Below are 21066 nucleotides of genomic sequence, written 5' to 3'. Positions count from 1 at the left end.
ATGTGGCCGATCTACAAAGGAGCGGTAGAGCCCCATGACGACATCGACGAGCTGCCCGATCCACCGAACTGGCGCAAGTTCGATGGTGCACCAGTGCTGCCGGTGCCCGGCGGAGCGGGTGATCCAACGTCGTCACGCCGTCTGGGATCAGCGGAGCACCGCCGAAAGCCTTCTGAGCGAGAGGTCCAGATGGTGAACGCAGCCCTGTGCCTACGGCGCCCGCTGCTAGTCACCGGCCGGCCCGGCACTGGCAAGTCCACACTGGCCTATCTAATCGCCGAGGAACTCAAGCTCGGTCCTGTACTGCGGTGGCCGATCACCAGCCGGACCACCCTAAAGGATGGGCTGTACCGATACGACCCCATCGGCAGGCTCCGCGACGAGAACCTCCGCAAGGCCCGCAAGCAAAGCGCAACCAGCGATCGAGACATCGGCAAGCATCTGCGCCTTGGACCGCTGGGGACGGCGCTGCTTCCATTCGCACGACCCCGAGTACTGCTGATCGATGAGATCGACAAGAGTGATGTCGACTTGCCCAACGACCTGCTTAATGTCTTCGAGGAGGGAGAGTTCGAGATCGAAGAGCTGTCCCGATTATCTCAGGACGACGAGCACGTGCCGGTGCGCACCGACGACGACGGTGAGTCCGTGGACATCCGGCGCGGGCGTGTGAGGTGTCGTGCGTTCCCCTTCGTGGTGCTGACCAGCAACGGTGAACGCGACTTCCCCACGGCGTTCCTCCGACGTTGTCTACGCCTCGACCTGGAGCCGCCGGAGCCCGACCAGATCGACGCCATCATCGCGGCGCATCTCGGCCCCGAAGCCACTGCGGTCGCCCGCCAGCACATCGAGGACTTCCTTGCCAAGCGCGACCAGGCTGAACTCACCACCGACCAACTGCTCAACGCCGTGTACATCGCGATGTCCGGCAATGATGTCGAGTCAATGGACAACGTCGTCCAAGCCCTGTTGAAGCCGTTGAGCGGTACGGGATGATCGAGGACCTCTCGGCCAGGCTCGCCGCAGCCGGTCTGGAGCCGACACTCTACGAACTGCGGGACGCCCTATGGCTCTCGCAACACCTCACCACGCTCGAACGGCGGACCACCCGCAGTGACGCGCCAGTGTCCACAGATTTCCCGGAAGACGACTCACCAATTCTCCCCGAGCCGGTTTCTGGCAACGCCACCACGGCCCACAGCACGACAAAGGACACGTACGCCGAGATGTACGCCACCGGCTCGGAGACCAGCAGCGGTCTGCGCGGCGTGGCGGTGCGCAGCCCGGCGGTGCTCGCCCTGCCTGGGCAATTGGAGTTGGTACGAGCGCTACGCCCGTTCGGACGACGTGTACCGAGCCGCCGGTCGTTCGACGTGGATGAAGACGCCACGGCTGCTCGAGTTGCCGAGGAGGGGTTGTGGGCCCCAGTGTTAAGGCCTGCCCAGGAGCGTTGGCTCAGCCTCACTATCATCGCCGACACCGCGCCGTCCATGGTGGTCTGGCAGCGAACGGTCGCCGAGCTGCGCGACCTTTGCACGTGGCTCGGAGGTTTCCGCCGGGTCCGGGTGCGGACGTTCGACAGCGCAACACCCGGGCGGTTGACGGACCCACTCCACGACCTGGACCCGGTCCGACAGATCGTCGTGGTTCTTACGGACGCAGTCGGGCCAGCGTGGCACGACGGACGGGCGATTTCCCTTCTGCGCACCTGGGGCGGCATGGTCCCCACCGCGGTCGTTACGGTCCTGCCGCAACGCATGTGGTCCGGCACTGGGCTTCACGCTGGCGCAGTCCAGGTAATGGTGCCGCGGTTAGCTGCTCCCAACTCCGAGTGGCGGTCCGGAGTGTCGGACGAGGTCCCAGTTCCGGTGTTCGAGTTGTCGCCCCGGTGGCTGGCTCTTTGGGCGCGCCTGACCACTGGTTCCGCTGAATCAGTGAGGATTGCCCAGCTAGCGGCCTCAAGGATCGACTCGGGCGCGGCAGTAGCCCCGCCCGTCGCCACCAGCCTCGTGCGCCGGTTCCGCTCTATGGCGTCGCCTGAGGCATTCCGGTTGGCGACGTACCTCTCGGCGACGTGGCTGACGCTGCCGGTCATGCGCTTGGTCCAGCGTGTGATGCTGCCCAAATCCACGATCGCACATCTGGCTGAGGTGTTTCTCGGCGGTTTGCTGCAGCAGAGTGAGCAGGAGCGCGACCCTGAAGCGGTCGAGTACGACTTCGTGCCGGAGGTGCGGGCAGAACTTAATGGCTATCTGTTGCGCGACGAGGCACTGACCGTGCTGCGGGAGACCAGCGCGTTCGTCTCCGAGCGCCTTGGGCAACCGTTCGACTTCGCTGCCATGCTGGCTGATCCGGAGGGTGTCGAACTACCCGTGGTGAGGGGTGATAGCAGCTCGCCGATGGCGCACATTGCTGCCAGCGTTCTCGCCCGGTTGGGTGGACGTTATCGCGCTCTGGCCGATCGGCTGATGGCGGTCCGCACGGCATCGGCGATGCCCGAACAGCCAGCGCCGGCAATTGCCATAGTCGAGCGCCCTAGCCCGGTCACCCAGACCCGGTATACGACAAACGACTTATGGATCAGCCCTGTCGGTGAACAAGTCTTCCGGGTCGGCCTCACCGCTGCCAGCACTCCTGCGTTCGGTGGGCTGGCGAACTACGAGGGGTCGTCAACGTTCGCCCAAGCAGAGATCGTCTGCTACGTGCAAACGGCCTTCGAGAAACGGCATATTAGCCTGCCGGTGGGCGGCGCACTGCGCTCGGTCAACAGCGCGGCACAGCAGCAGGAGCACATCCCGGCCGGCGAACCGGAGGGGTGGATTCTGGAGTTCGAGGCACAACGGCCGGAGTTCTTCAATGAATTGCTGAACGGTGACGCTTACGAAGCGCACCTGGCGGAGAGGCACGCTCGAGCGCGAGCCAAGTTCACCCAGGAGCTAAGTCAACTGAGGACCGTAGCCGGACATCCTTCGTTGAAGGAGATCGCGCGACGTGCCCACTATTCACCCGCACACATTGGCCGGGTGTTCTCTGGCAAGTTGACCCCTTCGTGGGCTCTGGTGAAGAACGTCGTGACAGCATGCGCGGCTCTCATTACACCGGCGGCCGACGGAACCCAGATAATCGACTTGGGACGGTGGCGGGAACTGCACCTCGAACTCTGCAAAGCGGTCGGCCGCGCTCCGGAAGAGGAGCCGTCGCTGCAGCGGTTCCTGGTTTTCCTGGGCATCAACTACAACAACAGCACGTCGGCGAAGGAGCGTCCATTCGGCACCATTTCCCCAGAGCAGCTGTCTGCCATCGCCGAAGCGGCATTCCGCGACGTAGGCACGTCCTGGGATGAGGTGATCGCCGAACGCTCGGGCAACGGGGCGATGATCGTCCTACCAGACGACTTCGACGGGATGGCGTCGAGCGAGGCGCTGCCGCAGGCATTGGTCGCTGCACTGCGCGGGTACAACGCCCAGCAAACGTACAACGCTCGGATCAAGCTGCGCATGGTGCTACACGCAGCGCATACCGACCCCCGCAGCATGGATCTCGCTCGGACCGCGGGACGTCGCATCCTGGACGCGCGCGAGACCGCGTCGGCCATGTCCACCGCTGCAACGATCTTGGTTGTGTCAATCTCGGAAGAGTTCCGGCGTGCTGCAGCACGACGCGGCGGAGACGTTGACCTGGGCAGATATCAAAAAATGGACGTCGAGGCTGGGCATTCCGCGAAAACGGTGTGGATTCGCAGTTTCGAGGAAATGACGCTTCCCAACACCGCAACATCGCGGCGTGTTTTGGTCGTGTGTTGCAACCTGGAAAGCTATCGACGGGCCAACAGCAAGATCCAGCGCGAGATGCAGGATCTGTTGGTACGCAGCCTGAACCGGGCGAGTCAAGCGGTTGGTCTTGATCGGTCAACGTGGCAACGTCATGCCATGGGCGATGGAGAGATGGCTGTGTTGCCGCAGGACACGCCGGAACACGTCGTGGTCGACCGGTACGTGCGAGCGCTGGACGCCGAACTGACGTCGGTTAACGCCAACCGACCGCCTCACATGCGGCTGCGAATGAGGATGGCCATTCATTTCGGCGACCTCGCGAAGGGCGCCAGCGGTGACTCCGGTCAGGGCGTGGTGTTCGCCACCAGGCTGGTGGACTCCCCGGTAGCCAGGGCCGCGCTGGAGCAGACGAACGCATCTCTGGTCGTCTTGCTGTCTGACCAGGTGCACGAGGCGATAGTGCAGACTGGCCGTGCGACGGTGCGCCCCGACGACTTCCGTGGAGTCGAAGTCGAAGTGCAGGCGAAGTCCTTCGTCGCTCGTGGCTGGCTATGGATCCCAAGCGGTGACGCGCATTCCGTGCGATTAGAGGATGAGGGAGTACCAGCCTCCGAGGTGATCCTGCGCAACGCACCCCGAGTGTTCATCACCTACTCTCACGACTCCATAGAACACCGGGACTCGGTCAGGCAGTTCGCAGACCTGCTGCTACTGAACGGGGTCGACGTGGGCCTGGACCAATGGGTCCAAGACGGTCGGCAGGACTGGACAAAGTGGACGATTGAGCAGGTCGCGAAAGCTGACTTCATCCTGGTCATCGCCTCCCCCGCTTACCACGAAGCCATAGACACCACGAACCGGTCAGGCCACCTTGTGGGTGTGGAAGTCGATGCAAGAATCATTCTCGAGACCGTTCACCGCGATAGGGGTGGCCGTGACCAACGAATTCTGCCAGTGGTGCTGCCGGGCGGCTCTGCCAACGACATACCGCAGTTCCTCAGGTCCCATACGAGCAGGCGTTATCATGTAGCCGAGATCACCTCCGAGGGCGTGGAAGACCTACTCAGGGTGATGTTCAGTCAACCTTCGAGCACACCAGCGCCGCAGGAACGGGTTTCCGCATCCCAGGTAGAGTCGGTCTCTGTGATAAGGGCCGAGGCCCCGGTCTCACATCCGACAGAGGAACGTTCACCGCTACTCCCGGTTCTGGAGACATCATGGGCAGTGCTGGCCGGTGTCGCCAGATATCAATCATTCCCTGCTCTGTCGCAAGTAACGAATGGGGTCAATGAGCTGCTACGACTGTGGACAAGCGGCCCTGTACCAACGTTCCGGCAGGACCGCATTTCGGTATTGGCCGACCCTACCCATGAAACCCTGCTCAGCGAGGTCGCCGAGGTCGTGGGCCGAGTAGGAGACACGTTGCTGCTGTACTTCGCTGGCCACAGTCTGTTGTCATCTCGGCGTGGCGATCTGCTGCTGGCGACTTCCGACACACGGCCGGACGCGGAGAGCACGGCAGTGCCGTACAACTCAATCCGCGAGATGCTGTTAGACAGCCGGGTGAAACGGTCGGCTGTCATCCTGGACTGCTGCTTCGCAGGCCGCGCGCTGGAGAGCATGAGGCGCTTCTCTGATCCCGGTAAGGGGTCCAGCCACTTCGTCCTGGCAACAGGCAGCACAGACGCCAGTGCGTTCGCCTCAGCGGATCGCACATACCCCGTGTTCACCGACGCGCTGGTGGACATCCTCGACAACGGTGTCCCGGGTGAGAGCGCGTATCTGACCATGGACCAGGTCTATTTCGGTGTCCGCAGGCGGGCGCTAGAGCAGGGATTCTCCACCCCTGAGTTTGCGGGTAACTTCGGGCCACCTTTGGCGCTCGCCCGAAATTGGAGGTACCGATGGCAATCGGACGACCGGTGAGCATGCAAGCAACCCGCTCCTTGCGGACCACCGCCTGAAGCAGTCTCGATCGAAACTGCAGCGACCTCAACGGCACGGTCCGTTCCTGGGCGGCGCCGTACTCCTGTGTGCCTAGGAGCCATGGACCATGGTGAACTCTGGTGATTTCGGTTCGTACGAAGCAACACGCGTGAACTGTCTGCAGAACCGGTGGTCGCCGGGGTGGCGGACGCGATGGCTGCGGCATCGTGCAGCGCGGTGCGCAGCCAGGTACGACGGTCAGCGTCGTCCAGTTTGTCGATGGATGACGTAGCGGTCCGGGTCGAGACCCCGCCGCAAGGCGAGCGCCTGCTCGACATGGTCACGACGTGGGGTAGTCGGCGCTGTCGAGATCGGCGATGGTCCAGGCGAGCCCGCACGGCCAGATTGCCGCGGCAGGTCAGTGTGGGTGCCGGAAACGTTGTGATGGGTGCCGACCAGCTGGTTCGTGGTGTGTGGGCGGGTGGTTGATGGGTGACGGTGCCGTGGTTCATGATCACCTGCTGTGATTATGAGGCTTCTGTATTTGCTGGTGACGCGGGTGTTCGGTTGGCTGGTGCTGTGCTCGCGGTGCTTCGGCGTCAGGTGGCGCGGCCGCGTTTGACCTGGGCTGATCGTGCGGTGTTGACGGCGTTGGTGCGGCTCGTGCCGGGCTGGCCGTCGGTTGCGGTTGATAGTGTCGCCGCGCACGATCCTGCGGTGGCATGCGGCGCTGGTGCGACGTCGGTGGACCTACGGGGGTCGAGGGGGTCGGCCGGCTGTTGCTGTGGTGATCCGCCGGTTGGTGGTGGAGATGGCGAGGGGCAATCCGTCGTGGGGTTACCGGCGAATTCACGGCGAACTGGTGGGGCTGGGATACACGATTGCGTCCTCGACAGTGTGGAAGAGTCTCAAGGATGGGGAGTGGACCCGATACCGCGCCGATCGGGACCGACGTGGAAGCAGTTCCTCATCTCCCAGGCCAAAGGTATTCTGGCGATGGACTTTCTTCACGTGGATACGGTGTTGCTGCGCCGGTTGTACGTGTTGCCGGTGGACCTCGGCGACCGAGTGGGCAGTTTGCGGTTTCTGAGCCGTGACCGTGACGCGAAGTTCACGGCCGCGTTCGATGCGGCGTTGGCGCCGGTCGGTATCGACGTCCTGCGGAGCCCTGTTCGAGCTCCTCGGGCGAACGCGATCGCCGAGCGGTGGGTAAGCAGTGTGCGTCGCGAGTGGGCCCTGTCATGATTTCCGTGTAAGCCGCGGATGATTGTGTGGTTATTTTTGTCGTGTAGACAACTCGGCGTAGCTCGGCTGGATAGTCCAGGAATGGGGTGAATTCGTTCCATGCGTGCTGCCAGACTTGGACTGCGGCGGGGTATTGGGTGCCGAATTCTTTGTCGAAGTTCTTGAGTGCGATCTCGGCGGCCTCGAGCGTGGGTGCGGTGTAGATGGATCGCATTCCGGCGGCGACTTTCTTGCGGTCACCGTAGGAGACGAACCGCATCGCGTTTCTGATCACGTGGACCACGCACGTTTGGACCACGGTGTCGGGAAAGACGCCGCGGATCGCGTCAGGCAGTCCGGTCAGCCCGTCGCAGCAGGCGATCAGGATGTCCCGCAGGCCCCGGTTGCGCAGGTCGGTGACGACCTTGGCCCAGAACTTCGCGGCTTCGCTGTCGGCGATCCACAAGCCGAGGGCATGCTTGCGACCTTCGACGTCCACGCCGACGGCCAGGTGGGCGACCTTCGTGGTCACCACGCCCTTGTCCTTGATCCGCAGGCGGATGCCGTCGACGTAGAGAATCGGGTAGACCTCGTCCAGTGGACGCGTCTGCCACAGTGCGATCTCGTCGGCGACCACCTCGGTGACGTTGGAAATCAGTTCCCGTGAGGCATTCACGCCATAAACTTCATGAAGGTGTGATTCAATATCGCGGGTCGTCATTCCACGGGAATACAGCGACAGGATCACCTCGTCGACATTCCCCAGGCGACGCGCTCGTTTCGGCACGATCGCCGGTTCGAGCGAACCGTTCCGATCGCGGGGCACCGCCAGCTCGACCGGCCCGTTGGTCGTGGACACCGTTTTCGTCGACCGGCCGTTCCGAGAGTTCCCGCTGCCGTTTCCGGCGGGATCTCCTTTCTCATATCCCAGATGGTGGGTCATTTCGGTATCCAGCGCGCGTTCGAGCACTGCTTTCGTCATCTGATTCAGCAATTCCTGCACGCCCAAAGAACCGCCGCTCGCGTGCGCTTCTTTGACCAGCGCGTCCAACACCTCCGGCGTAAGCGCTCCGGCAAGCACTTCAGCCGACGACGAGCCGGCCGGGCGGGATGTGTTCTCCGTCACAGAAAGGGCCTTCCTGGATCGCCAACGACGATCCGATCTTGGTCCATCCGCGGCTTACGCGGTTGTCATGACACGGCCTCGCTTCTACGCCGGCGCCGCGGCCAACGGGGTCACCGGTGAGCTGGCCGACATTTCATATTCTCATCGGGCACCTCATTTTTGAAGCGGAGATGGGACCGGTGTCTACTTAAGGACGTGGAAGTCCGGGTGGGCGTTCCACGCTGCCATCGCCGACGAGTCAAGGTAGACGTAGTCGTTGACGCGGATGCAACGGCCCGCAGTCTCCAACTGGCCGAGCAAGCTCGCTGAAGGTGGAGCCTGGAACTCGACGAACACCCAGCCCTGGGTTCGTTCCGCAATACGCTGCGCCAGTTTGCCCAACACAGGTCGGCCAGCGAGGTCGCTGACGAAGATGTGCAACATGATGTCGCAGCGCATCGTCCTGCCGTCTGCCCGCTCAAGGAGTCGGAGTTCGGCCGGGTCCGTCTCACTGTCCGGTGCGTTGAGCGAGTAGCCGTAAGGCAGCCCGTCGGAGGAATCTCAGAACTCCGGGTGGAGGAAACTTTGGTTCCAGCCTTCGACGGTCATCTCCGCCACCACGACCGGCTCGACACGCTCGGCGGTGTACGGGCTCAAGACACACAACACAGTTCCACCCACAGAGAGGAGCAGACCACGTCAAGCCTGCCGCCGCGATCATGATTCCACGAACATCCCCTCCCACCACGAAGCGCGTTCGTTGGACTGCCCGCCCATGCCAATGACAGGAGGTTCCGCACTACGGGTCGTAGTGGTGGCAACTGTTCCCCGCCATCGTCGATACGCTTCACAGGTGTCGACAGACGAGAACGCGCCGCAGTTGTTCCCCAATCGGTTCGCCGACGCCGTCGGAGCCCCGCAAGATGGAGCCGATCGGGATCACTGCCGGTGCGTCGGCTATTCGAAGACGACTCGACCGGTGACCGTCTCGTTCCATAAGGACACACAAGACCAAGCGGCAGAGGGCTGGCAGCACGTCCTGGCGCTGATCGACGAGGCTGCCGAGGATGGTCGGACGGAGTTCGCGCCATTCAGGGGGATGAGCGCCGCCGAACGGCGGCAGATCATCACGTTGCCGTCCACGATCGCGAAGCTGACTGCGGTCACGCGCCTGGTCCTGTACGGAACGAACCTGGTCCGCCTGCCACCCGAGATCGGAGCGATGACCAGCCTTGAGGTGTTCGAACCCTATACATCGCACCGGCTGCACTGGTACCCGTATGAACTCACCAGGTGTGCAAGAGTCATCGACAGCACGGTGAGCACCCGTGTCCTCTACGGCAACGCCAAGTTCCGGCCACCGTTTCCGGCGTTGCGGCCGGTAACCCACGCCGACCAGGCAGACTTCGCCGAGCTCGATCCGGGCGTGTGGGGCACCACGGTCGTACGGACATGCAGCGTCTGCGACAGGCTGATCGATCGAGAACTGCATCAGGTGTGGGTTTCCCGCCGGGTCGGTACCGACGTGCTGCCGCTGCTGGTGAACGCGTGCTCCGCGAACTGCGTGGCGACGCTGCCGACATCGGCGCAAGGCTACGTTCCGACACCTCATACCGGCGGCCCGAACATCGTCCAGCCCGCTGGCCGCTAAGGACGAACCAGAGGGCCCGAGGCGAACCCAGCTGAACTCATGCTCGAGCCGGTCCTCCGGTTGAGTCCTCGGGCGAGGCCTTTATGGACTCGCCAGCCGCACCCGCCCGCGGCGGCACAGGACCGTCGCGTGGCCAACGTCCGCTCATGCCGCCTAGCGATCGCGTATGACAGATACCCAACCACTTCGATGTATCGCGTAGATTCTCACTGGCTGAGAAGCGCCACATTGAACGTTCCGCCGGCGGCGATCGCCTGGACTTTGGGCAGTCCTGCTGGGACAGTGGCTTGGCCGGAGTAGTCAGCACCCCAGGCCGCGACGGTGCCGTCCCGCCGCAATGCCAGGTCGTGATCTACGCCTGATGAGATGGCGACGACGTCCATAAGTCCGGCGGGCACATAGATCGGCTCGACGCGGAATTCCGTGCCCAGTTGGTAGGCGTAAGAGCCCCAGGCCACCACGGTACCGTCACGGCGCAGTGCGAGGCTTCGGTACTGGCCAGCCGAGATGGCGACGACGTCGTTAAGTCCGGGGGGTACCTCGGACTCACCGTACAGGTTGGCACCCCATCCGACGACGGTGCCATCGGCCCGCAGAGCCAGGCTGTGTACACCTCCGGCAGCCACCGCGGTCACGTTCCCGAGATCGTCAGGAACGGTGGATTCTCCGTAGAAGTTGGAACCCCACGCGATTACCGTTCCTTCCTGGGTGAGCGCAAGCGTATGCCGACTAGACGCACCGGTCGCTATGGACACTACGCCGGCCAGTCCGGAAGGTAAGGTCGTTTCTCCGTATGGGCTCGCGCCCCAAGCGACGACCGTGCCGTCACGTTTGAGCGCGACACTGTGTACGTCGGCAGCCGCGACGCCGACTACGTCTGTGAGCCCGGCAGGAATACTACGCTCACCGTAGAAGTTGGCGCCCCACCCCACGACGGTGCCTTCCGGCTCGATCGCCAATGAATGGTGCAGACCCGCTGCGATCGCGGATGCCTTCAACCCGGCAGGTACTGCGGTTTGGCCGAAGTTGTCACTGCCCCAAGCGGTGACGTTCAGTCCAGTCGGCGGCGTACCAACCTGATCGACTACGTTGTAGGCGTCCAAAAAACCCGCACCTGAAGCACGTGGCTCTGCGCCCGGCATCGGCCTTGCGGTGGTGATCAACAATGTTCGGATATCAGCGGCGCTCTTGTGAGGGTTGCGGCTGAGCGCGAGCGCGGCGATGGCGGCTGCATGTGGTGCTGCGGCTGACGTTCCGCTGAACCGGAAATGACCGGCCTTCTCTTCGCCGAAAAAGCTGGTCTCGACGTTGTCGGCCGCTGTGGACTCGGGAAGGTGCTGTGTGCTGGCTGGCAACGCGTCGGCCGGGTGACCGTCGCTGCGGGCCGGCGCCCAGTAGTGCGTCGACGGTCCCCGACTGCTGAAGTCTTCCAGGGACGTCCCATCCGGGCTGGCGGCGACGTTGAACGTGTCAGGGCCGACGGCACCTAGTGTCGTGACGCCCACTGTGTCGCCGGAGCGAGATGTATCCCACTCCGTAGGCCTCGCTCCGTGCGTAAACCAGCAGAAGCGAAGGCGTGGAGTGTCGGCACCGTCCTTGCGGCGAATGACGACGTCGATGTCGCCAGTCTTGTCCGTCCCCAGCGACTCATACGGCGTGATCTTATTTTCGTTGACGCTTTCCGCGATCTTGCGGCCACCGCGTAGTAAATACAGATCGAAGTTGGTGCGAACACTGTTCCACGGCTCGTTCCACTGAAGCGCTAGCCAGCCCGCATGCGACACGGCGAAGGTGCTGGTCGGATCTGTCCCGCTACTTGGATCAAAGTCGTGACAGGTGCCGGAAGGCACGCCCTTCGGGCAAGGTGTCGGCCGGAAAACTGATTCGTAGCCGTTCACATCTTGCTGGCCGCGGAGTGTGTTGTAGTTGCCGGCGGCGGAGAAGTTGACCGTGCCGCGGTATGCGTTCATACGGGCGGCTTGATCTCGAGGACCCTCTTGGAACCAGGGCTCCTCCCAGAAAGAGATGTCGTCCACGGTGACACGTGCACCCTGCGAGGCCATCTCGAGCATGCTGTCCGCGGTTTCGAACATTGTTTGCGCGGTGCTGAACATCAGGCCGGAACCTGGGGCGACGTCATGAACGATCTCGGCCATGGCTCGGCCCTCGTCGGAGCGCGACCAACCGTCTGCAGGACTTTCGTGCAGCACCCGCACGTCGGTTCTGCGGCCGCACGGATTGCCCGCTCCGGGGAGCTCTCCAGCCGCCACGCCGGCCGCCGCGCCGCCCAACGCGTTGTAGCTGTCAGAGATCACGCCCACGCTGACACCTGTTCCGTCGACGGAGAAGTCGGTTCGAGCTTGCGTCGCACGGTGCAATGCAAGGCCTCCGGAAAGGACCGGGGCACACGCTGCGGACACCGACTTCTTGCTGCCGGACGCTGATGAAGCCCGCAACGGCGTGATCGCTTCCTCAACGTAGCGAACCTGCGGGATCTTCTCCAGGCTGACCAGCTGGCCGGGAGTGCCGATAACGACCATCACAGGCCAATGTGTGGATCGGTGGCGCACCATCACCCCAGTGGCCGATACGGAAGCGCTGATCGCGGATGTGGGGCGAGTGGTCAAGTGCACGGTGGCGACGTAACGACCGTCCGCCGTCACTTGCAGACTGCCTGGGCCTGACGCAGTCAGCGACGTCAAGTCCGCGGCTACCGCTGCGCTCAGAGGCTTCTTCGCCGCCGCGAGTCGCTGGAAACGCCACGAGATCGTGGCGTGGGCATCAGGTTCTCCCAAAGCGGTCGCTGGGCTCAACGTTGCGCCAAGCAACGTCCACACCAAGACGACGAGAACAGGGTTCGAAATCCTTCGCACGATGGACAACTCGTAACCGCTAGAGCTTCAGTTACGCAACACTAAGACTTATCACCCATTCGTCGTAGCTCATCACACGAACTGTCTGGGGCCCTTGTCGAATTTGCCTGTTGGGTGGGTAGTCAGTGGCAGCACTGTTGGGACATATAGGTAAGCAAGAATTGCGGAAGACAACCATCGACCCATATTGGATCCCCGAGGAACTGGCCGACCTCTTGAGCGAAATTAACCAACATCATGACGCCGCGTGTTCGAGCCAGTCCGTATGCATGCCGCGCCGATGCGCTGATCAATGTTAACCTAGGTTAGATATTCGGACTCGACGCAATCCAAGCTCTTTGACATTCGAGGGCCATCGTAGAGCACTTTTCATGCCGCGAAGAGCGTCGCTACGCAGGGACCGGCGCGCGGTCGCGCCGATGAGACTACCTTGAGCGGCGGAGAACTCAGTGAGAGATGTCCTTCGCAGTCGAGACCCGCCTCGCCACGTTCAGCAGCTTGGCAGAACCGACGTTCGAGCGGCGGCAAGTGGCTGGCTGCGGATATCGATAAGGTAAATTCTGCTGCACTCTGCAACTTCGATCTCCCTGATTCGGACTCTCGCAGTAGTTGTACTACTCCGGCGGTATCGAAGAAGCGAGGCGACATGGCAGCTCATTCGCGCGGGCAGGGCTGGTGGGAAGTGCTCTTTGTAGCGGTATGCCTAGCGATAGTTGTCATGCGTGAGCGGCCGACCACTCGCCTGCCGGAACCACACGAGCAAAAGCCTGTCGTCGCGGAAGACTTGACCGTCGCGCTGGAACCGCTCGACCGGAGCGTGCTCGTGCGCCGTGCAGTGGACATCTTCCCGGCTGGCTACCTCACGATCATCAGCATCATTCAGGGCGTGGCCCTGAGCGTACTGCTGGCCGAAACGGTGCCACTCGTCATCGACGGAGGCCGCGGTGCCGCGGCCGTGGTCGCCACTTTCGCGCAGGCCCTGCTTGCCTTCGTCGCGATTGTGGTCGTCGCGTACGAGTACTTGTGGTTCACCACGCTCATGCGGTGGGTGCCGACGTTTCGGGACACCGTCGTCCCGTTGCTTCTCGGCGTGGGTGAGATCGTGCCCGCCTTCCTGATGGAACGCTGGACCGCGTGGTGGGTAGTCATGACGATCTTCATCGGCCTCGGTGGAGGCGCCTACCTGAACACGATCACGCGGTTGCGCCGCGAACTTTTCGCCGGCGGTGACCAGATTCGGCGTCGTATCAGCGGACTTTTGTGGCAGCTTGTCGGCCAGTGCGCAGCAGGGGTTCTCTTGGGTGTTGCGACTTGGCAGGTGGTGCGCGCCTGGCCGGGTTCGGCCGCTGTGGTGACCACGATAGGTGCCACGGCTCTGACGATGCTCATCGGTGGCTGGATGGTTTTTGTCTCCGAAAGAATGCTCAACGAGGTTTTCAAGCGACACGGCATCCAGCGTCGGCCGCTGCGGCCGACGTGGGAACACACTGGGTGGATGCCTCGCAACTAGAGGTTCTGACACAGAATGTGCAGGTCTCGCCCCCCCCGCAGGCGGCCGGATGTTCACGAACGATTCGGTAATCGACGTCAGTCGGTACCACTTCGACCCCTGCCGCTGATCGAACCGTCCCGACGTCCGGTCTTGCCGATGAGCTGAGGTCTCCTAACGCGGCGGATCAGGGGCGGAGGACCACTTTGCCGATGTTGGCGCGGGCCTCGATGATTTCGTGTGCTGCCGCGGCGTTGGACAAGGGGATTTCGGCGTGTACGACGGCTCGTAGTTGTCCGGTCTGGTGGAGTTGCCATAGTTGCTCGTGGTGACGGTCGTAGAGGGCGCGTTGGGTGCTGGCGAACCGGGCCATGGTGAGGCCGGTGATGGTCTTGGAGCCGGAGAGCAGATCGAATGCGGGTACTGTGCCGCCACCGGAGTTGAAGAAGATCAGCCGTCCGCCGGGCCGCAGCGCTTCGACAGCGCGGGTAAGCAGCTCGCCACCGACGCCGTCGAGCACCACGTCGACCGGATCGCCCCAATGGTCGCTGTCGTAGATGACGACTTCGTCGGCTCCGAGTTCGCGCAGGAAGTCCACCTTGTCAGGTGAGCTGACGGCTGCCACGACCCGCTTGATTCCTTGGATCTTCGCCAGTTGGACCGCGAGGTGTCCCACGCCGCTAGCCGCGCCGGTGATGAGTATGGATTCGGCCGCGGTGACCTTGGCGGTCGACAGCGCGCCGAGCGCGACGTGTCCGCTGCGTACCAGCGCGACAGCCTGTACGCAGCTGGCGTCGTCGGGGATGCGGCTCGCCATGGGGGCGGGAGCGAGGACCATATCGGCGTAGGAGCCGGTGAAGGTCAGCGACGTGACCCGGTCCCGGACCGTGAAGCCGGTCGCCTGCGGGCCGACAGCGACAATCTGCCCGGCGATCTCGCCGCCGAGCACACCCGGTAGCGGCGCGCGGTCACCTTCGCCGCGTACTTTGCGCACCGTCGGCAAGGTCACGCCGATGGCTTCGGTCCGCACCAGGAGCTCACCGGGCCCCGGTTCGGGTGTCGGGGCCTCTTCGAGGCGGAGTACCTCCGGGCCGCCGTACTCGTAGAAGCGGACTCGGCGCATGGCTACCTCCAGGTTGTTGGGTAGCCCCAACGATAGTGGATTCGGTTGGGTATTCCCAATGATTTTCGGTAGCCTGACGGGATGGTCGACGGCCCGTACGCCCCTGCCCGCATTCGCGCTCTTCCGAGTTGGCTCCTCGGCCGCGCTGCGGCCCGCGGTCATCGACTGGTGGCAGAGGCGCTGGCTCGCGAAGGCCTGCGAATGATGCACCACGCGGTGCTGGCCTCCGTCGCCGAGCTGGGGCCAGTGTCTCAGGCGGATCTTGGCCGAACTCTGCGCGTCGATCCCAAAGACATGGTCGCGATCGTCAACGATCTGCACCGAGAGGGATTGATTGCTCGCACCCCAGATCCGGCCGACCGGCGCAAGAACGCCATATCCATCTCGACTGCCGGGAGCCGACGCCTGCGCCGTACCGAAAAGCTGGGCGATGAAGCCAACGACGAACTGACCGCTGCGCTCACGCCGGCAGAGCGTGACCAGCTCGTCGACCTGCTGGCCCGCGTCGTCTCCCCGGTCGAACCGCCGTCATAGCGCGTCACTCGCCACACGGTGAGTCTCAAGCGACAGGCGAACGTCCGCTCATGCCGCTGAGCGAGCGGTTCGTACGCTTACGTAGCCATGCAAGTTCTGCAGGGCTAAGCCGCCAAGCGAGGAACCTTGGATTCACTCGAAGAACTCCGAATTTGCACGCATTCGCTGAGCTAGCCACATGATTCGGATACATAGAATAGAAAGGAGAAGTCCGAGCGACCAGAACGCTATGCCCGAAAAGATCGCGGCCGTGTCCCACGGCCTGGGGGATGCGGAAAACCATACCGCCACTGTGCCGAGGGCGAGCACGGATAAGCCCGGATATGTCAACGCAGTGGGCCTCGTCCATAGGATGCGTATGACTTGGCGATAGCGGCTGATGTTCTTACGCCTTGCTTTAATCCATCTTTCGTAGCCGAGTCCGCCAGGAACTTTTGCATCAAGCTCGGTTCGAATATAGTATGCAGCTCGGTCGACGAGCGCTTGAGTGTGGAGCCATCGCGTGCACAAGATGTAGGAACTGTAGGGAACAATGAGCAGTAGCGGAATTCGGCCGGCGGATGATAGTGCAAAACCGAACACGGCGCCGGTAGTGGTGAGTAAGATGACTGTCGTTTTCCATTGAAGGTCTATCAGTTGGAGGATCTCCGCTCTAAGCGCGACAAATTCTGCTAATGGCCCTGTATGTTCATCACTGGACCGTCGTCTGAACAACTCTGTGCTCCCTCGTCCTCGCAGGGTGACGGAAGGCAGGTCGATTCCTAGGTGGATGGCGTTACATGGATCTGTCGCGCCAGTCCGTGACTCGCGGACCAACTTGCGGTTGCGGCACATTCGTGCCGTCCAGACGTCCGCTCATGCCGCCAGACGCGCTCATGCCGAGAAGCGGATGTGGTGGTTGACTGGAAAGACCCAGCCAGCCGATCAGAGCAATTCGAGGCGGATGCCGTCCTGGGGCTGGTCGGGGTCGGGGCCGTGATCGCGGATGATTTCGACGATCTCGTCGAACAGCGTCGCACCTTCCTCCCGCTCCGCCCGGAGGAGCCGCACCTGGATGGCCGGGCGGTTGGACGGATGACACGTACGTAGAAGTCGCTGCAACCTGCGCGCTGTCGCCTCGTAGCCGAGCGCGGACCTGGACAGTTCGGAGTTGAGCCAGCGCAGGACCCATCCGTTGTCGGGTGTTCCGAAGCCCCCTCCGAGGATGTCATTGAACGCGTCCAGGCTCCCTCGCATGTGTAGCCGTCGAGCAGCCGTGAGAACTCGCGGGCGAACCCGTCAAAGTCGGAGAAGCGGGCTCCGTCGATGGTCTGCACGGGAAGGTCTTCGCTGGGATCGGCCACGACCGCAGCATGGCACGGAGCCACTCGAGTCGTACGCTTGGTTCGGCCGTCCTGGCGGTGCCGCTTGTTAAGGCCGGCGGACAGCAGGTCGAACGCCTGTCTGGTCAGTTCGGATTCCGCCGCTTGCTGGCTGGCCGCTCGCCGAGCGACGACTGCGGTCTGCGCGGCGCGGAGCGCACCGAGGCCACTAGGTAGAACCGGGAGTCCGTAGCCGGGTGGACGCCCATTCGGGCGCCGATCAGGAGCGCCGCATCGTCGAACCTAGCCGTCCTGTTCGTGCCGCGCTTACGCGCGAAGTGGAGGTTCACCCTGGCGATGTCGCTGTACTGCGGCTCGCACCTGACACCGACCGTTCGGCGTTCGGTGCCGTCTGGCTCGACCCGATGACGCTGGAACGTGTCGTGGTCAGGGGTCGTCGGAACCGGTGATGCGGTACTAAAGGAGGGTCCCCTTCTGGCGGCTCGACGCGTCGTAGGCGCACCTAAAGGCTGACTTGATGTCGCGGAATAACGGGACATTTCCCCTCCACGGGCTCTCCAAGCTAGATGAGTTCGAATTGCTGGAAATTGCCCAGGAGTACGAGTTCTCTGGTGTAGCGGTCGACATTCTGCGCGGGGCCGACGGTATCCAGGCGTTGCCCGTGATAGAAGCGCTGGGCAAGTTCGAAGCGCAGGAGGCCGCGTCGGTGATCGTGGCGCTGCTCGACCACAGTTTTGAGCCCGGTCGGGCAGCAGCGGCCCGAACTTGCGGCAGCAACACGAACGGATCACTCGGTGCCGACATCAGGCAGTACCGAAGCTGGCGTTAGCGCGGCGTCAGGCCGGTTCTGAGCGTCGCGGAGGCGCTGGCGGACATCGGTGGCGTTGTGTGGGAGTCCGTGGTCGTCGTGGATGGTGGCGGATTCCTGCCAGCAGGCGATGGCCTCGCTTTGGTGGCCAAGGTGGTGTAGGGATGTTGCGAGGACATCCAGTGGTGTCGCGATGCTTTCGTCTCGGCTGACACCGATGCGTCGACCAAGGGTAATCGCCTCCCGGCACAAGGTGATAGCAGTTTCGTGGTTCCCCAGTCCTTGCTGCGCACGGGCGACGTCTGTTAAGGCGCCGGATTCGCCGGCGCGGTCGCCTGCTTTCCGACGAAGAAACAGGCCCCGTTGGCCGTGGTCGAGTGCTTGCCGGTAGCGGCCGAGGCTGGTGTACGCGGCGCTGAGATTACCTTCCACTACGGCTTCCGCACGTCCCGTGTCAATGTCGCGACTGAGCGGCAACGCCTCGTCGAGATACCACAGAGCGTCCTCGTGCCGCCCCTGCTTGAGAAGAAGTAGGCCTTGGTCATTGAGTACCCAAACTCTCAATTCTTCGTCGCCCAAATCTCGCACCATTGTTTCAACACGATCCAGGTCGGCGGCGGCTTGCTCCCACTGGTGCAGATACGTCGCCGCGCTTCCACGGTGTGCCAGCAAATGCGCCTCCTGGGTGTGGTCGCCGACTCTGCGCGCAGCCATAAGCCCGACTGTCACAATGTCGATCCACGTTTGCCAGCTGTCGGTTGTCGCGGTGAAAGTGCAAGCGATGGTCAGCGAGATGGTCTGGCGATCGAGCTGACGCTCGTCGGCATAGTGCAGTGCGGCGATCAGGTTGTCGCGCTCGGTGGTGAGCCAGGCCAACGCGTGGTCGGAGTCGTCGATCGGGTATGGGTGAGCCGGCTTGGGGACGACGTCCCGAGGTCTCGTCTGTGCGGGGTAGAGCTTGCGGTCGGCTGCGTGGGCGGTGTGGATGTACCAGGTCAGCACAGCCCCCCGTGCCCGGTCGAGGTCGCCGCTGGTGTCGTGGTGCAGGGCTTGGTCTGCGGCGTAGGTACGCAGCAGGTCATGGAACCGGTATCGGCCACCGGCGACGGGTTCGATCAGATGTGCGTCAGCCACGGCGGCGAGTAGTGGACGAGTGTCGGCGGGGGATAGTCCGGCTAGCGCTGCCGCGGCCGGGAGGGATAGGTCCGGGCCGGGATGCAGGCCGAGCCGGCGGAACAGGCGTGCCTGTACAGCGGGGAGTCGTCGGTAGGACCAGTCGAACACTGCGCGGACGGCGGCGCGCTCATCGGCGAACTCGCTGAGCACGTCAAGTCGGGTGCGGTCGTCGGCCAACTCGGAGACGACCTCCGCGACCGTCATATGAGGATGGACTGCGGCACGGCTGGCCGCGACTCTCAAGGCTAGCGGCAATCGCGTGCACAATCGGACCAGTTCGTCGACTGCGCCCCGTTCTGCGGAGGCCCGTTCAGAGCCGAGGATGCCGGAAACCAGGTCGAGTGCTTCAGGTGGGGTGAGCAAGTCGAGGGTGAGGCGGTGGGCTGCGTCTGTGACGACGAGGCCGGTGAGGCTATCGCGGCTGGTGATCACCACCATGCAGCCCGCAGTGCCGGGCAACAAGGGCCGGACCTGTTCGGCGTTCTGCGCGTTGTCCAGCACCATCAGCACCCGTTTGCCCGCCAGCATCGACCGCAGTAATCCCGACTGCATTTCGACGTCGGCGGGTATCGCGCGGGCCGCGATACCCAGGGTGCGCAGGAAACCGCCGAGTGCTTCGGCGGGGGTGGCGGGGTCGCCGGGGCCGTAGCCGCGCAGGTTGACGTGCAGGGTGCCGTCAGGGAATCGGTGTTGGATCCGGTGGGCCCAATGCAGCGCGAGGGTGGTCTTACCCATCCCGCCTGCGCCGTCTACAGCGGTGATCACCACCGACTGCGGTTGCTCCTCGTATTTGTCGGGGACGGGTGGGAGCAGCGCGTCGAGGGCGGCCAGATGTTCGGCCCTGCCGGTGAAGTCCCGCACCGCCCCTGGAAGCTGCCGGGGCACAACGTCGGCCGCCCCCGCGCGCGAACGGCCTGCCGACGCTGTCCGGGTGCCCGACGTCCTCGGATCCGCGTCGGCTGGGTAGGGATGATCGGGCAGAGTGATCCATGCAGTCGTGGCGGCCTCTTTGACCTGGATCGGAACCGGTCGCCATGTTGCGGGGGCCGCGGCGGGAGTGTGGCGGACGACATCGTCGAACAGCCAGTCCGACGCGATCACCGCCAGTACTCCAGGCGAGGCGGAGAGCGCGGTCTTCAGCGGTGGCGCGTCGCACAGCCGAAACGCCAGCGTCAGCGAACTTGACGTGACACCGTGCTCGTCATAGCCGACCTCCCCGGCGTGCAAGGCGACCCGCAACCGGATCCGCTGAACCTCCGGATGGGTGTCGTTGTGCACCCGAAGGCGAGTCACCAACATCGGCAATGCAGCCTCCAGGAACGCTCCTTTGTCCGTTTCTCCTGGCACGAGCGCGAAAACCGAGTCTCCGCGGTCCTCCCGGTAGCACTCTTCCCAGGCCATTCCGGCCAAAGTGAAGGCTGTCTCCATGACGTCGTAGAGCCCGTTGCGCACCGCCTGTTGATGCAGCACCGTCCGGTGTCGATCCCCGAACTTCTCCACATCCGCCACCACGATCAAGTGGTGCCGTGAACCTCGCCTCGCCATCATCGCCGTTCCCTCCCTGGGCTGCCAGACAAGAGTCTCAAGAGAGCAGTGGCGTGATAAAGGGAACCAAGGCCGCCATAGTCTGCGCGGGTGAAAGGTCGGCCGTCTGCGTCGCTGGCCGCGATGGCTCACTCGACGGGGCGGCAACTCGAGTGACCTGACATTCATGGGCGCCACCGCAAATCGGTGAGCCGCAACTCGGCCTCTCTTCGCGAATGGCGGGCTGATATCGCTCGTGTCCGCGCGGCACGCCGACGCGGTGGATCATGAGACCGGAGCCTCGTCGAGGATCGTCTGCCGCGGCATCCTGCCTCGCCGACCTGACATTTTTCCTATCCGGGGATAGCGCTTGTCGCTAGCCTGGGCCCGGCGGGTCGGTGCCGATACGCCTGTACGGGGCAGTTGTGGTTGCGACGCTTGGGTTCTGGTTCGCGTAGTAGCTGTGGATGCACCCGGTTGGCCGCTGCGCAAGTGGTCTCTGGGTGGCGAAGCTCGTTCAGGTTTCACCAGTTGCCGG

At 63.5% G+C, this 21066-nt stretch carries 11 protein-coding genes and 1 pseudogene; 6 read left to right on the top strand and 6 right to left on the bottom strand.

All coding sequences use genetic code 11. The features are described from left to right. Both AORI_RS63800 and AORI_RS63795 read left to right on the top strand, forming a co-directional pair. Nucleotides 1–996 carry an AAA family ATPase gene (locus tag AORI_RS63800; RefSeq protein WP_200871007.1) on the top strand — a complete coding sequence of 332 codons (996 nt, stop codon included), beginning with the start codon at nt 1–3 and terminating at the stop codon, nt 994–996. Further along, entirely contained in the window at nt 993–5699 is a 4707-nt protein-coding gene (locus AORI_RS63795) for a caspase, EACC1-associated type (RefSeq protein ID WP_016334896.1), read from the top strand. Before AORI_RS63800 ends, AORI_RS63795 begins: the two co-directional genes overlap by 4 nt. 1282 nt (nt 5700–6981) lie before the next feature. On the opposite strand, the pseudogene AORI_RS63790 reads toward AORI_RS63795, so the two are convergent. Next, nucleotides 6982–8004 (bottom strand): annotated as a pseudogene (locus tag AORI_RS63790) (IS256 family transposase); the annotation flags it as partial. Nucleotides 8005–8232: 228 nt separating this feature from the next. Continuing rightward, entirely contained in the window at nt 8233–8472 is a 240-nt protein-coding gene (locus AORI_RS63785) for an RNA-binding protein (RefSeq protein ID WP_123798487.1), read from the bottom strand. A 409-nt stretch (nt 8473–8881) separates the two neighbouring features. Between AORI_RS63785 and AORI_RS63780 the strand changes: the two genes are divergently transcribed. Beyond that, on the top strand, nt 8882–9679 hold the full coding sequence (locus AORI_RS63780) for a leucine-rich repeat domain-containing protein (RefSeq protein ID WP_200870926.1): 798 nt from the start codon (nt 8882–8884) through the stop codon (nt 9677–9679). 206 nt (nt 9680–9885) lie between these two features. On the opposite strand, the gene AORI_RS82450 is transcribed toward AORI_RS63780, so the two are convergent. Then, nucleotides 9886–12219, bottom strand: a complete 2334-nt coding sequence (locus AORI_RS82450; RefSeq protein WP_158509135.1) for a S8 family serine peptidase — start codon at nt 12217–12219, stop codon at nt 9886–9888. A 1051-nt stretch (nt 12220–13270) separates the two neighbouring features. Between AORI_RS82450 and AORI_RS63770 the strand changes: the two genes are divergently transcribed. Then, on the top strand, nt 13271–14062 hold the full coding sequence (locus AORI_RS63770) for a hypothetical protein (RefSeq protein ID WP_043848175.1): 792 nt from the start codon (nt 13271–13273) through the stop codon (nt 14060–14062). A gap of 166 nt (nt 14063–14228) precedes the next feature. On the opposite strand, the gene AORI_RS63765 is transcribed toward AORI_RS63770, so the two are convergent. Further along, nucleotides 14229–15164: a quinone oxidoreductase family protein gene (locus tag AORI_RS63765; protein WP_016334890.1), complete on the bottom strand. Its 936-nt coding sequence runs from the start codon at nt 15162–15164 to the stop codon at nt 14229–14231. 81 nt (nt 15165–15245) lie between these two features. Between AORI_RS63765 and AORI_RS63760 the strand changes: the two genes are divergently transcribed. Further along, complete coding sequence (locus AORI_RS63760; protein ID WP_043848174.1) at nt 15246–15698, top strand: MarR family winged helix-turn-helix transcriptional regulator; 453 nt, start codon at nt 15246–15248, stop codon at nt 15696–15698. Between the two features lie 924 nt (nt 15699–16622). Here AORI_RS63760 and AORI_RS82215 read toward each other — a convergent pair. Further along, nucleotides 16623–16934, bottom strand: coding sequence for a barstar family protein (locus AORI_RS82215; protein ID WP_016334888.1), 312 nt, complete (start codon nt 16932–16934; stop codon nt 16623–16625). Nucleotides 16935–17537: 603 nt separating this feature from the next. On the opposite strand from AORI_RS82215, the gene AORI_RS83425 reads away from it, so the two are divergent. Continuing rightward, on the top strand, nt 17538–17849 hold the full coding sequence (locus AORI_RS83425) for a hypothetical protein (RefSeq protein ID WP_123798483.1): 312 nt from the start codon (nt 17538–17540) through the stop codon (nt 17847–17849). On the opposite strand, the gene AORI_RS63750 is transcribed toward AORI_RS83425, so the two are convergent. Beyond that, a complete protein-coding gene (locus AORI_RS63750; RefSeq protein WP_228688418.1) occupies nt 17808–20516 on the bottom strand; it encodes an ATP-binding protein in 2709 nt (902 codons plus the stop codon). The two genes, AORI_RS83425 and AORI_RS63750, sit on opposite strands and share 42 nt — an antisense overlap. Nucleotides 20517–21066: the final 550 nt, after the last annotated feature.

The organism is Amycolatopsis keratiniphila, from assembly GCF_000400635.2.
GTDB classification, from domain to species: Bacteria; Actinomycetota; Actinomycetes; order Mycobacteriales; family Pseudonocardiaceae; genus Amycolatopsis; species Amycolatopsis keratiniphila.
This window is presented reverse-complemented; position numbering and strand designations above follow the sequence as displayed.